The following is a 12,612-nucleotide window of genomic DNA, read 5'->3' as shown; positions in this document are numbered from 1 at the left end:
GCAAATTAAACTCATCCATGAATGATGAGTAAGTAATTGTCTATTCTGTTTGGATTACGATGTTTGATGACGCTTTTAATCCGAGCATAAGAACCGTGGGCAAAGTCCCGCCTCAGGAACAGAACATGCTGAATAAAGCCATTAATGTGCTCTCGTTTGCTGTAGCTTACAGCACGTTGGTCGTCTCAAGTGAAGCTGCGTCTGGGCAAGATGGTGGTGCTCAGGACGAGCTTTCCGAAAAGCCCAAAACTGAGCTTATTCTGATGGATCATCCCTTGGTGGATACGATTTGGGATTTGAGAACGGGCAAACAGATTTCACAGGATGCTTTTTGGAAACTTGCGGTTACCCAGGATCATCTGTTGGTTGGCGAGAAGCATGATAATCCGCGTCACCACGAGATTCAGGTGGAAGCAGTGCATCAAATGGGAGTTGCTGGCAGAAAGCCGCTGATTGTTATGGAGATGGTCGATCCAAAGCATCAACAGTGGTTGAAGGAGTTGAAGCCTGAGGATGTTTCCGGGCTCTCTGATAAGCTGGAATGGGAGAAGCGCGGCTGGCCTGCGTGGAGCATGTACGAGCCGATTTTTAAAGAAGCTGCATTCTATGGCATGACCATAGCTCCTGGCGCTCCAGAACGTGAGCTTCTTATTAAAGTCGGGACGGGGGGCGTGCCGTCTGAAGATGTTTCCAAAGATCTGATGTGGAGCCAGAAATTCAGTAAAAAACAGCATGAGAGTTTGCTGGATGAGTTAGAGCGGTCTCATTGTGGTGTTGTACCACGTAATAGCCTGGAGCCGCTGGTTGAGATGCAACGCCTAAAAGATGCTTCGATGGGACTGCCTATGCGCTCGGCTATGAAAACCGAGCGAGGGTCTGTCTTGATTGCTGGTACGGGCCACACACGCAAAGATCGTGGTGTGCCATGGTGGCTTGATAGGAATGACAGTCGCTTAAGCCTTGCTGCTGTCGAGGTTAGTTCCGATAATTACCAGTTAAGTGATTACAGCCTCGCCGATGTTAATCGGTTCGACTACGTCTGGTTCACTGGCAGAGTGGAAAGCGTTGATCCTTGTGAAAAATACGCAGAGCAGCTGAAAACGATGGGAAAGAAGCATACTCATAAGGAGTAGTGTTTGGGTTTGGTCGCGAGCTGAGAGCGTTGAGAACATGCAATGAGCCGTAAAGAGACGTTTTCCTGCATAACCGATACAATTTGAATTGACATGTCTGATTTATACAACTCTAGATAGTGGAGTTTTATCAGTTCAAAATTTGGTTATGGAATGAAGTATACACGTTCGTTTGTGGTTGGTTTGTGTTTGTTGATTGCAGGTTGTCAGACTGTGACGGTTCAACAAGTCCAGACAGATAAAAAGCCCACAGTTGCACATAAGAAGCTTCTGATTGAGGCGGTAAAAGAGCATTTCTACGATCCTTACAGCATCAGGGATGCTGAACTTTCCAACTTGCTGCGTTTTCCAAATAGGAGCACCGGTTACTGCGGTCGCTTGAACGCAAAAAATGCGGTTGGCGGGTATTCTGGGCGCCAGTATGTTGAAGTTGGGATCAGGGGCGGTTTGATTGTTTCCTATCACCCTAACAGCTACTGGTGCAAGGCACAGCAAAACCACATTAAATGGAATAGATTCCGCGAGCTCGAGAAACTCTAAGGGCTTTATCAATACTAAGAGGTGCGCGGTGTGTGCACCTCTGATCCAATCTCAGTAAGTTTGAGTTGGATAAGCTGAATAAACAAAAGACAGCCTGCTATTGCTTTTCTGCTTGGTTGCTGAGTTTGCGCTGGGGAGCTTCTGAAGCTTGGGGACTTACTGCCGAAGCTGAGAAGGTGGTTTGGCACAAGTGATCTAGATACTGCAGGATGCCTAAAACAAAAAAACACTTTAGGGCGCCTTGCCGTCTCAATCTTCAATTGAAGAGGGATGGAAGCGAAGGAGGGGCTTGAACCCTCGCCAAGCGGATTTTGCTTCCTATGGAAAGCTATGTTGCGGTTTTGAGTGATTGGAAACGCTAAGAGGCTCATAAATTGGTGTCGATTTAGTAGTTAAAGCATTTCGCTGGCATTTTTTATCTGTTTGCGCCATGCTTCGTTACTGTGGCAAACCTTTCGAGGTAGGTTTGCCTCCACCCATATTGCCAGAGCTACTAGCATGGGATGACCATTGCCATATAGTGGCAGACCGTCTGGCCCATCGCATTCGGGCTTCTCAATTAAGGGTATAAATGCGTCTACGAGTAAGAGGCTTGCTTCGCGCATTGTATTTTTAGTAAAACCTAATGTACGGTATTCGTCCAGAAAGGTGCCCTTATCAAACGTGTCCAGTAGCTTAGGTGGGAAATCTTTTAGTTTCTCTTCTGAATGAGCTAAAGCTTCGGCTAGGGGATGAGCGTTTATCCTCTTCGCCATGCGTTTTGCTGCTCCGATCATGCGCCAGTTTTCGCCAAATGGGGTCCTGTCGAGAGAGCCTAAGTGGAGAATTCCCCATACAAGACGCCAGAGCACCCATGGGTCAATAATTTCTGGCAGTAAATGTCGATTATCTGTGCCGGGGATGTGCAGGTACCCTACGGTCTCCAGTACAAAAAGATACTCTTGGGCATTTTTACCATCGTAGGTCCAGAATTTTTCGTCATTAGGAGATATCGGGCATTTTTGCAGCAAGTGAGCTTCCTCCTGAATGATGTTTATTGTGGAAGCCTATAATGATAAAGAGTACTCGGCTATGGCCAGATTTGAGAGGGAGGGTCACAAAGCAAAAAAGACACCTTGCGGTGCCTTGTCTTCTCAATCTTCTTTTGAAGAGATATGGTAGCGAGGGAGGGACTTGAACCCCCGACACGCGGATTATGATTCCGCTGCTCTAACCAACTGAGCTACCCCGCCATCCGGTGCGCTATGTTGCGGTGGTGACCGCCGCGCTGTGAGGGGGTGTATAAGGCCCCAGACGGGTGTCGTCAAGCGTTCTTAGCTAAGTTTTGTGGAAATATGCCTTCTTGTGAAAAACTCCATGAAAACCTAGGGTTAATGCCGATTTCATCGAGGTTTGTCTGCCAGTTGTGACTTGGAGTTGCGAAAATAATCGAAAATCTTTCCAACCCAATTTTCCTCAAATGGATTTCTTAGGCTGTGATTGCTCAGAAGAGGGGAACTGAAGGCTGACCGATGTTGTTATGGGGACAATAAAAAACGCCCCACAAGGTGTTTATACCAAGCGAGGCGTCTGTTTTGTAATTGGCTTGCAGGCTAACTTGCTGGGAAACCTGCTGCTTCCCAGCTCTTGCCGAGCAGGGCTTTTAGAGCGGCTTCTGCGCCTTCCTGTTTCTCGGCACGCTGAATCCAGCCGCCGCCAAGGACGCGAGCTTCTTGTCCTTCTTTATCGAAGAAGACACAAGCCTGGCCTGGAGCGACTCCCATTTCACCCGCGACGAGCTCTACCTGAATGTTCTCACCATTCTTACGTAGCACTGCTTCGGTTGGTGGGCGAGTGGAGCGCACTTTGGCGTAAACTGTGATGCCTTCTTCTGGCAGGTCGTCCAGAGCTCCCGGGCCAATCCAGTTGACTTCGCGCAGCAACAGATTGTGTGTTGCTAGGGCTTCTTTGGGACCGACAATCACACGGCGGCCATCAGCATCCAGATGGACAACATAGAGCGGGTCGCCTGTTGCAACACCGATGCCGCGGCGTTGACCGATGGTGTAATGAATAATGCCGTTGTGCTTGCCCAGAACACGGCCATCCACGTGCACGATGTCACCTGGTTCTGCTGCATGCGGGCGCAGTTTGGCGATGACATCGGTGTAACGACCTTGCGGTACAAAGCAGATGTCCTGACTGTCATGCTTATCGGCGATTGCCAGATCAAACTCTCGGGCCAGTTCACGTACTTCCGGTTTTGTCATGCCGCCAAGAGGGAAGCGCAGGAAGTCTAGCTGTTCCTGTGTGGTGGCAAACAGGAAGTAGCTCTGGTCACGGTCCAGATCGACAGGGCGGAACATGGCAAGCTGGTTGCCTTCCATACCTGTGCGAACATAGTGGCCAGTGACGAGCACATCCGCACCTAGATCCTTGGCTGTTTCCAGTAGGTCTTTGAACTTGACGGTCTGGTTACAGGTGACACAAGGAATTGGAGTTTCGCCGTTGATGTAACTGTCGGCGAAGCGTTCGATCACTTGCTCTTTAAAGCGGGACTCATAATCCAGAACGTAATGTGGGATGCCAAGCTTTTCTGCAACACGGCGGGCATCGTGGATGTCCTGCCCTGCGCAGCAAGCGCCCTTGCGTTGGATTGCTTCGCCATGATCGTAAAGCTGCAGTGTGACGCCAACGACATCATAGCCTTCGCGCTTCATCAGTCCGGCAACGACTGATGAATCTACGCCGCCTGACATGGCAACAACCACCCGTGTGTCTTCCGGGCGGCCGGGCAGGCCAAGACTGTTTAGCATTCCAAGTACCTCATCCTGTAGGCGCGTTTGAAAAGAGAGCCATATCTATAATGCAACGAGCAGAATTCAAGCTTGGGAGACATTGAAATCCGAAGTGCAGATTAGTTTCTTTTGCTTGCTTAGTGCTTGTTGCGCTTTGGCGATGGCTAAGCGCAAACTCTCATTTTTAAACGCTTCGCATGCGTACGCTTTGAGCGTGTTAGTTGGCGGGAATATACCTAAAACTCGACGGAAGGCCAATCTTTTTGATTGAGGCATTTTGCAGGCTGGGCATTTGTTGCCGGGAGGCGGCAAATAAGTCGGTGCTATTTGGTTGTCTGTGTAAGATTGATTTGGCTTATCTTGTTGTAATTAATGGGTAATTTGGATTTATATAACTGGCCTGCTATTTGCATATCTGCGCGCAAGATATCTTTGTCATCGCTTTTGACGATACGTGCTGCGTAGTTTGAGGAATATATGTCGCAACCTGCCTTGCTGAGTTTGAATAGCCCAGTTCAGCCGCAAACACCTGTTGGACCTGCTTTGGGGCAGGGTGGTAATGCGCTGCTTGGCGAAGGTGTGCTTGGCCAAAATGCGGATCTTTTTTCCAACCTTCTGGCGAAGGCTTCTGAAGGCGATGGAGCTGCTGCAACGACAGTAGATCTGTTTTCAGGTGCCTTGAACGCTGGTGGAGACCTACCTGTTCTCAATCCAGAACTTGTTCAGCAAGAGGCTGGAGAAGATGACGTTGCTGGTTTGGCCGCAGATCTTTCGGTTTCTGCGACTGCACAGGTTTCGGCTGCTTCTGAAAATCTGAGCGTGATTGCTGGTGTTCAGGGGACGGGCGCCGGGCAAACTATAGCCGCTGGTGTTGTAGCGCCAGTCGCTGATGGTACGAAGGCTCCGTTTGTACCACTGCCGCAGAACGTGACTGGAAAATCTTCTGGAAGTGGTGAGCAAGGTAGTGGTGTTAAGGCGGTAGGAAATGCTTCGGCACCAGCTGTTGACGCACAGCAGGTTGCTGAGGTTGTTGCTCCAATCACGAGGGGGGAGCAAATTGCTCCGCTTGCGAATGAGAATATGCAGGATGTTGAGCTGGCAGCTGCAACGCTTAAAGAGCGTGATGGGCAGATCTTGCCGCTTGGCTCCAACGGGGATGTTGAGGCTGCTCGTTCTATAGCTGTTAAAGCTGAGAATGCTGGAGTGACTGGGCAGCAGGATGCAGCAAGTTCTCGTGGCGCAGCTGCTACTCCTCAAGAGACTGTTGCGAGTGACACCGTAAAGCCTGCTGAAGTGCGTGTTGCACAAACCGATGCAACTACTAGCCCTGTTGTATTGCCGAAGACTGATGCAACGGCAAATGTTGACCTAAAGCTTGTGGCCCGTGCAGCAGATGCGGTGAGTGCTCGTCGTAGCAACGGTGAACAAGCGCAAACTACAGCCGCTACCAGTGCATCCTCACAGTCTTCAGAGGCTGTCGATGGGAACGTGCAACAGCGGCGGGAACTGGACCGGGTTGAAGCGCCAAAAGTGCTTGGACCTCATCCTAGTGTGAAGGCTGAAGGTGCAGTAACATCCGAGGAGACTGTTCAACCAACTGCAAAAGTAGCGGCTGATGCAGTGTCTGAACTGGCAAAAGCTGCGGATGTTAAGAGCATGAAGGTGCAGAATGAACCTGCGCAAGCTCAGCCAGTATTCTCAAAAGACCATTCTCAGTCTGCAGTTACCACTGATGATGCTCTAGTCGAGAGTGATGTGCAGGATCAGGAGCCAGTTCTTGTCCGACGTGCAGATCGGTCTGGACCGGGTTTTGTTGGAAGTCAACAGCGTGCAGCGCAGCCAGTATCTCAGGAGGGGGATGGTCAGATCATCTTCCCTAATGTGACAGCAAAAGCTGAGGCTGCTGTGAAAGACGGTGAACAGCTGGCTCAGGTGCAGAAAGCAACAAGTGAACCAGTGCAGCAGGGTGCTGAAAGCAACGTCCGCGTTGCTGAACAGTCCAGCCGAACTGCTTCTGTCGCCACTGCGGTGTCTCCATTGACTGCCAATAATAAAGTCGCTGGTGGCTCTACCCAGAATGCCTTTGTTGCAGAAGGGGCAGCAGAAACTACAACGGGTTTTGAGGTAGAAGAGCAGGTGAGTGTTCAAGGTAAGGCTGTTGAGCAGACTGCATCTACTAATAAGAAGAGTGGAAGTGCGCCGGTTGTTGTTCAGGTGAAGGTGCAACAAACTCCTGAACAAGGAGCTGCTCCTACGACATTTGGTTGGGGACTTGCAGCCGGACCGTTGGATGGGTCTGAGGCTGAGCTGGATTGGGAAAGCTCCGAGGCGATCTCCAGCACAACATCTCGTTCTGAAAATGCCTTCCGCTCTGTGGGGTCGCTGCCAACAGCTACTCTGAGAAATGTGGCTAACTCCGTTTGGCCGGAGATAGCTCGTCAGGTGAGTGGTGGTGTGAACCGGTTTGAGATCAGGCTTGATCCGAAAGAGTTGGGTTCTGTCGACGTATCTATTGAATTTGGCAAGGATGGACGTGTTCGTGCGCACCTGATTGCTGAGCGTCCAGAAACGCTTGAACTTTTGCAGAAAGATCAGCGTGGGTTGGAGAAAGCGCTTCAAGAAGCTGGCATTGATGCTGATAAGAGTTCGCTTCGCTTTTCTTTAGGACATCGGGAAGGTGGCTCTCAGGATGCTCACCAGCAGGATGGTCGTGACCCGCTCACTGCTCAACTGGACAGAGCTTCTGATGACTCAGATTTGCCGGACGAGACCTATCTCGCTGCAAACAAAGTAATCAATAATTCCCGCGCTGGTGGCGTGGATATTTCGGTTTGATGCCGTTTTGAGGAAATAGACGATGACTACTATTAACGCACTGACACCGAATGCGGGTTCCTCAGGCTCAAGCGCTCAGAACAGCATCAATGCCAACTTTGATCTGTTCATCTCTTTGCTCACCACACAGATCCAAAACCAGGATCCGCTGGAGCCACTCGATTCGTCCGAGTACACGAATCAGCTCGTTCAATACACGATGGTTGAGCAACAAGTTGCAACAACAGAGAAATTAGATGAGCAGCTCACTCAGCTCAAAACGCAAAGTGCGAGTCAGTTCGTAAACTATATCGGTAAGGAAGTGACTGCTCAGAGTGCGACAGCTCAGCTCAAGGATGGCAAGGCATCCTGGAATCTTGATGCTGTTTCTGCTGGTAAGGCAACTGTTTCAGTCAAGAATAGTGAAGGCTCGACAATCTACGAAAAAGAGATTGATCTCGAGCAGGGTGATAATACTTTTGAATGGGATGGTGTCTCTTCAGCTGGCACAAAAGCTGAGGATGGTGCTTATTCCATTGATATTATTACGAAGGATGCCAACGGTGAGCCTTTCGCTGTACAGACTGAAGTGAAGGGCACTGTGGATGCCGTGGACTTCAGCACAGGTGACATTATTTTGCACATGGGCGATCTAAAAATTCCGGTGGGTGAAGTCACTGGAGTCAAAGGAGTTCTCTAGTAGTTAATATCCACTAAGATTCCCGGTTATGAATCTTACCAAAAGATTGATGGGGGCTTAGCCAAATTTTAAGCGCCTTGTTCTAGTCTCATGCTCAGCTTGGTCATGGTTTGTGTGAGAGTAGAATGACCGAACATATTCGTTCACGAGTAAAATACGTCATCGGTCCCGATGGGAGCCCTTTGACGATAGCGGATCTTCCACCCACTTCTACGAAGCGGTGGGTTATCAGGAGAAAAGCTGAAGTGGTTGCGGCTGTGCGTGGAGGCTTGTTGTCTCTGGATGAAGCCTGTAACCGGTACACTTTGACTGTTGAAGAGTTTCTGTCATGGCAGAACTCGATCGATCGTCATGGGTTAGCCGGGTTACGCGCTACACGCGTTCAGGACTATCGCAGCAACTAGTAAGCTTCAGGCAAATAAAAGGCGTGATGCCCGAACAGGTTTGAGGTTCTGAAAAGGCCGGCTGTTATAGCCGGCCTTTTTGTATGTGGTAGCCACATTTTGTACATTTTTAAGCATTAACCATGATGTCTTAACTGCTTCGGCAAAATCTGCCGAACAGGCCGCCCAAGATTCATTCGAGTCTTCAAAAGGCTAGTCAAAGGCCTTTCCTGCGATATTCCACAATGCTTCTTTGTGGGTAGAGTTCCCGTTTACCGATTATTAGGGCTTTGTTAACCTTTTGTTAACTTTAAGGCGGGCAATTTTTACCTACCAGCAAATCAGGGGCAAATCACACCGTATTCCAAGGTGTTGAGAGTATTGCTGGTGCTTTTTGAATGAGCGATTAAAAAGTACGGGGCGGCAACTGTGAGTGGAATCCTTGACTTCTTGAAAGGACTTGGGCCCGCGCGTTTGGCAGCGATGGGCGCGATGGCTGCTCTGTTGATCGGCCTGTTCAGCTTTATCATTGTACGCGCGACTGCACCGCAGATGGTGCCACTCTTTACAGACCTTACTCTTGAAGATGCGGCGGCTATTGTCAGCCAGGTTGAATCTCAGGGTGTTTCCTATGAGCTGGGTGTGAATGGTCGCAGCGTTCTTGTGCCTCAGGAAAATGTACATCGTCTTCGTATGACGCTTGCTGAAGCTGGCCTGCCATCTGGTGGTGGTGTTGGCTACGAGATCTTTGACAAGACCGATACTCTTGGCGCGACGAGCTTTGTGCAGAACCTGAACCGGACACGCGCTCTTGAAGGTGAGCTTTCCAGAACAATCAGAAGCATTGGCCGAATTGCATCCGCGCGCGTTCATCTGGTGATCCCTGAAAAACAACTGTTCCAACGGGACCGTGAACCGCCAACAGCTTCTATTGCTATTAAAGTGCAGGGGTCTCTGACCAATGGTCAGATCCGCGCTATCCAGCATCTGGTTGCGACTGCGGTTGAAGGGCTGGAGCCTTCTTATGTTTCTATCGTCGATGAGCGCGGCACACTGCTTGCAAGCGGAACCGGCGATAAAGAAGGTCTTGCTGGCGGTTCTTCTCTGGACGAGCGACGTTTGACTATGGAGTCCCGCCTGCGGCAACAGGTTGAAGAGATCCTAAATAACGTCGTTGGAACAGGCCGCGCGCGGGTGCGGGTTGCTGCGGAAATCAACTATAACCGCAAAACTGAAACGCAGGAGCTGTTTGATCCTGATGGGCAGGTGCTGCGTTCTTCTCAAAGTAAAGAAGAAAATGCGTCCTCCACGAATGGAGAAGACACTGTTTCTGTTGGTAATCAGCTGCCAAATGCAGATGAAGAAAATAGCACATCAAATATCAAAGATTCCTCCAATGTTTCTGAAGAGATCTTGAATTATGAGATTTCCAAGAGCACGGTGACGGAGATCTATGAGGCCGGTGGTTTAGAGCGCTTGTCTGTAGCGGTTCTGGTTGATGGTACTTACACCACCAGTGAAGATGGAACGCAGACTTATCAGCCACGCAGCAGAGAAGAGCTGGAACAGATTGCTACTCTCGTGCGTACTGCAGTTGGTTTCAGCAAGCACCGTGGTGACACCGTTGAAGTGGTGAATATGCGGTTCGTTGAAGCACCTCTATCAGACTTTGCTGATGGTGAAGGTGGGCTGTTTGACTTCACTCGCGCTGATATCATGAAGTTTGCAGAACTGGGTGTTCTGTTCGTGATCACCGTTCTGCTGCTGATCTTTGCAGTGTCTCCGCTGATGAAGCGTATCCTTGCCAAGGATGAAGAGCCTGAAGCAGCTCTTGAAGGTAGCGGTGTACAGATGCTGCCGGATGGTACACTGGTTACGGAAAGCCCTGCGCAGGTTGAAGGCATTGTGGGAGAGATGGAGGCGGTTCCAACTGAAATCCCAACGGCTGAGTGGATTGAAGATGCCAAGATGCAGGCAGCTCTCCACCAGAGCTCGATTAAGCAGATAAGTGAAATGATTGAAGATTCTCCAAGCGAAGCGGTCAACATCGTTCGCGGTTGGCTGAACGAGGCCGCATAAGATGAGTGAGGAGATTGGCGCACACGAGATCACAGAAACGGCTTTAGCTGTCACCTCTGAAGTGGCAGAACGAGAGCTTGGCGGAGCAGAACGGGCAGCCGTTCTGCTTTTGGCGCTTGGGCAGGAGTACGGCAAAGCGATCTGGGACGGACTTGACGAGATTGAAGTCCGTCAGGTTTCCAGCGCTATGGCGAGCCTTGGCCCTGTGACGCCGACCATGCTGGAAGAGCTGTTTGTTGACTTTCTGAAGCGTCTTTCAACCCGTGGTGCGCTGAACGGTAACGTGGATGTAACTGAGCGGTTGCTGAACTCGTTCCTGCCTTCTGATCGTGTTGCGATCATCATGGAAGAGATCCGCGGTCCTGCTGGTCGTAACATGTGGGAGAAGCTCTCCAATGTTCCGGAAAACGTGCTGGCGAACTACCTGAAGAATGAGTATCCGCAGACTATTGCGGTGGTTCTTTCCAAAATCCAGAGTGATCATGCTGCCCGCGTTCTGGCGCTGCTCAATGAAGAGCTGGCATTGGATGTTGTGAATCGCATGCTGCGCATGGAATCCATTCAGAAGGACATTCTGGAAAAGGTTGAACAGACACTGCGTATTGAGTTCATGTCGAACCTGTCTCAGACCAGTCGTCGTGATAGCCATGAGATGATGGCAGATATCTTCAACAACTTCGACAGACAAACAGAAGGTCGCTTCTTGGCTGCGCTTGAAGAAGATAGCCGCGAGTCTGCTGAGCGGATCCGAAATCTGATGTTCACCTTCGAGGACTTGCTCAAGCTGGATTCTGGCGCCTGTCAGACCTTGCTGCGCAATGTTGAGAAGGATCAGCTGGCGATGGCGCTGAAAGGCGCTTCTGAGACTGCTGTGGCGTTCTTTACGGCCAACATGTCAGCCCGTGCTGCGAAGATGCTGCAGGAAGACATGGACAACATGGGACCAGTTCGCCTTCGCGAGGTGGATGAAGCGCAGAACGGTCTTGTGTTGAAAGCAAAAGATCTGGCTGCTGCTGGCGAAATCACCATCAACAAGAAGAAAGGGGAGGACGAGCTTGTCTACTAATCTTTCCTCTTTTCTGCAGTTTCAGGAGGCATGCTGATGGTTACAGTTATGCCTCAGGGCGCAGTTCGTCAGCGTTTTCTGTTTGATACCAAATCCATCGATGAGGTTGAAGCTGCTGCTGTTGTAGAAGATGCGCCTCCGCCGGAGCCAACGATTACGGTTGCTGAGCACCAGCAGATTTTGAAGGCGGCGGAAGAAGCAGCCTTCGCTCGTGGTGAGATGCAGGCCCGTCAGGCGATTGCTGAGCAGCAGAAGCTGAGCGCTCAGGAAGAGCTCATTGTTCTGAGAGAGCGACTGGAAGTGGCGCTGGGTGATCTTGAGAACCAGCTTCGTGCACAAGAGCAGAACCTTGTGAGCATGTGCTTTTTGATTGCGCGCCGGCTTTGCAGCCATCTGATCGCACGTGAGCCTTTGGCTGAAGTGGTGGCGCTGCTGTCTGAGTGTCTAGCACCGCTGCGCAAGATCCCTCAGATCCTCATTGAAGTGCCGACGGAAGATACGCACGCATTGGAAGAGATGGTTGAAGGTCTTGTGCTGAACAGCAGCTTTGAAGGCAAAGTGCATGTTGTGAAGTCTGAGAGCATGTCTCGCGGTGATTGCCGGATTGAATGGCCGGATGGTGGAATTATTCGTGATCGTCGCAAGACGGTTGAGCATATTGAACAAGTCATAAAATCTCACTTTGACGCCCGTGAGCGGGCCAGTCGGGCTGAGTGATTTTAGTTTTTGCCTATGATTGGAACGGTTTGAGGCCGGTGCCGGATCAGAAAGGTTGATTATGAGCAGTGATGAACAGGGCATGGTGCTGGACCAACACCAGAGTACCCAGCGCGCTGGAACGGATGAAGAAGGCGGGGCCGGTGTAAAGGCTGCCGAGGATCTGGAAGCTGTTTTTGACGTTCCCGTGCAGCTGGCGGCTGTGCTTGGGCACACAAAGATGAAGGTGTCTGACCTTCTGCATCTGGATACCGGAATTGTTATGGAGCTTGACCGGAAGGTTGGTGAGGCCATAGACGTTTACGTGAATAACAGGCTTATTGCTCGCGGCGAAGTTGTGCTGGTGGAAGATAAGCTTGGTGTCACCATGACCGAAATTATCAAGGCGGATAAGTAAGGGGCA

At 50.4% G+C, this 12,612-nt stretch carries 11 protein-coding genes and 1 tRNA gene; 9 read left to right on the top strand and 3 right to left on the bottom strand.

What is annotated here, in order from left to right:
• The first annotated feature begins 59 nt into the window (after window positions 1-59).
• Window positions 60-1,133, top strand: a complete 1,074-nt coding sequence (locus PSE_RS21825; RefSeq protein ID WP_041768752.1) for a ChaN family lipoprotein — start codon at window positions 60-62, stop codon at window positions 1,131-1,133.
• Between the two features lie 153 nt (window positions 1,134-1,286).
• Entirely contained in the window at window positions 1,287-1,673 is a 387-nt protein-coding gene (locus PSE_RS26785) for a hypothetical protein (RefSeq protein ID WP_014286790.1), read from the top strand.
• 392 nt (window positions 1,674-2,065) lie between these two features.
• Here the strand turns inward: PSE_RS26785 and PSE_RS21815 are convergent, their stop codons facing one another.
• From PSE_RS21815 to mnmA, 3 genes are all read right to left on the bottom strand, one after another.
• Complete coding sequence (locus tag PSE_RS21815; RefSeq protein WP_041768751.1) at window positions 2,066-2,683, bottom strand: hypothetical protein; 618 nt, start codon at window positions 2,681-2,683, stop codon at window positions 2,066-2,068.
• Window positions 2,684-2,828: 145 nt separating this feature from the next.
• Window positions 2,829-2,905 (bottom strand) — tRNA-Met (locus PSE_RS21810).
• 360 nt (window positions 2,906-3,265) lie between these two features.
• On the bottom strand, window positions 3,266-4,468 hold the full coding sequence (gene mnmA / locus PSE_RS21805; RefSeq protein WP_008548118.1) for a tRNA 2-thiouridine(34) synthase MnmA: 1,203 nt from the start codon (window positions 4,466-4,468) through the stop codon (window positions 3,266-3,268).
• A 459-nt stretch (window positions 4,469-4,927) separates the two neighbouring features.
• On the opposite strand from mnmA, the gene PSE_RS21800 reads away from it, so the two are divergent.
• From PSE_RS21800 to fliN, 7 genes are all read left to right on the top strand, one after another.
• Window positions 4,928-7,285: a flagellar hook-length control protein FliK gene (locus tag PSE_RS21800; RefSeq protein ID WP_014286787.1), complete on the top strand. Its 2,358-nt coding sequence runs from the start codon at window positions 4,928-4,930 to the stop codon at window positions 7,283-7,285.
• A 22-nt stretch (window positions 7,286-7,307) separates the two neighbouring features.
• Window positions 7,308-7,964 (top strand): flagellar hook assembly protein FlgD, encoded by a 657-nt coding sequence (locus PSE_RS21795; protein WP_014286786.1) that lies wholly within the window; start codon window positions 7,308-7,310, stop codon window positions 7,962-7,964.
• Between the two features lie 125 nt (window positions 7,965-8,089).
• Window positions 8,090-8,368: a DUF1153 domain-containing protein gene (locus PSE_RS27080; RefSeq protein WP_054784903.1), complete on the top strand. Its 279-nt coding sequence runs from the start codon at window positions 8,090-8,092 to the stop codon at window positions 8,366-8,368.
• A 408-nt stretch (window positions 8,369-8,776) separates the two neighbouring features.
• Window positions 8,777-10,426: a flagellar basal-body MS-ring/collar protein FliF gene (fliF, locus tag PSE_RS21790; RefSeq protein WP_083841605.1), complete on the top strand. Its 1,650-nt coding sequence runs from the start codon at window positions 8,777-8,779 to the stop codon at window positions 10,424-10,426.
• A 1-nt stretch (window position 10,427) separates the two neighbouring features.
• Window positions 10,428-11,492, top strand: a complete 1,065-nt coding sequence (locus PSE_RS21785) for a flagellar motor switch protein FliG (RefSeq protein WP_008547484.1) — start codon at window positions 10,428-10,430, stop codon at window positions 11,490-11,492.
• Window positions 11,493-11,528: 36 nt separating this feature from the next.
• Complete coding sequence (locus PSE_RS21780) at window positions 11,529-12,209, top strand: FliH/SctL family protein (protein WP_128647449.1); 681 nt, start codon at window positions 11,529-11,531, stop codon at window positions 12,207-12,209.
• Window positions 12,210-12,270: 61 nt separating this feature from the next.
• Window positions 12,271-12,606 carry a flagellar motor switch protein FliN gene (gene fliN, locus PSE_RS21775; RefSeq protein ID WP_041768750.1) on the top strand — a complete coding sequence of 112 codons (336 nt, stop codon included), beginning with the start codon at window positions 12,271-12,273 and terminating at the stop codon, window positions 12,604-12,606.
• Window positions 12,607-12,612 lie beyond the last annotated feature (6 nt).

Source organism: Pseudovibrio sp. FO-BEG1 (genome assembly GCF_000236645.1).
Lineage (GTDB): Bacteria > Pseudomonadota > Alphaproteobacteria > Rhizobiales > Stappiaceae > Pseudovibrio.
The sequence above is the reverse complement of the archived record's forward strand: the minus strand, read 5'-3'. Positions and strand labels throughout refer to the sequence as shown.

Bases quoted from the DNA above. Each gene is read 5' to 3' on its own strand.
- PSE_RS21825 (WP_041768752.1), top strand. From the start codon at position 60: ATGTTTGATGACGCTTTTAATCCGAGCATAAGAACCGTGGGCAAAGTC.
- PSE_RS26785 (WP_014286790.1), top strand. From the start codon at position 1,287: ATGAAGTATACACGTTCGTTTGTGGTTGGTTTGTGTTTGTTGATTGCA.
- mnmA (WP_008548118.1), bottom strand. From the start codon at position 4,468: ATGCTAAACAGTCTTGGCCTGCCCGGCCGCCCGGAAGACACACGGGTG.
- PSE_RS21800 (WP_014286787.1), top strand. From the start codon at position 4,928: ATGTCGCAACCTGCCTTGCTGAGTTTGAATAGCCCAGTTCAGCCGCAA.
- PSE_RS21795 (WP_014286786.1), top strand. From the start codon at position 7,308: ATGACTACTATTAACGCACTGACACCGAATGCGGGTTCCTCAGGCTCA.
- PSE_RS27080 (WP_054784903.1), top strand. From the start codon at position 8,090: ATGACCGAACATATTCGTTCACGAGTAAAATACGTCATCGGTCCCGAT.
- PSE_RS21785 (WP_008547484.1), top strand. From the start codon at position 10,428: ATGAGTGAGGAGATTGGCGCACACGAGATCACAGAAACGGCTTTAGCT.
- PSE_RS21780 (WP_128647449.1), top strand. From the start codon at position 11,529: ATGGTTACAGTTATGCCTCAGGGCGCAGTTCGTCAGCGTTTTCTGTTT.
- fliN (WP_041768750.1), top strand. From the start codon at position 12,271: ATGAGCAGTGATGAACAGGGCATGGTGCTGGACCAACACCAGAGTACC.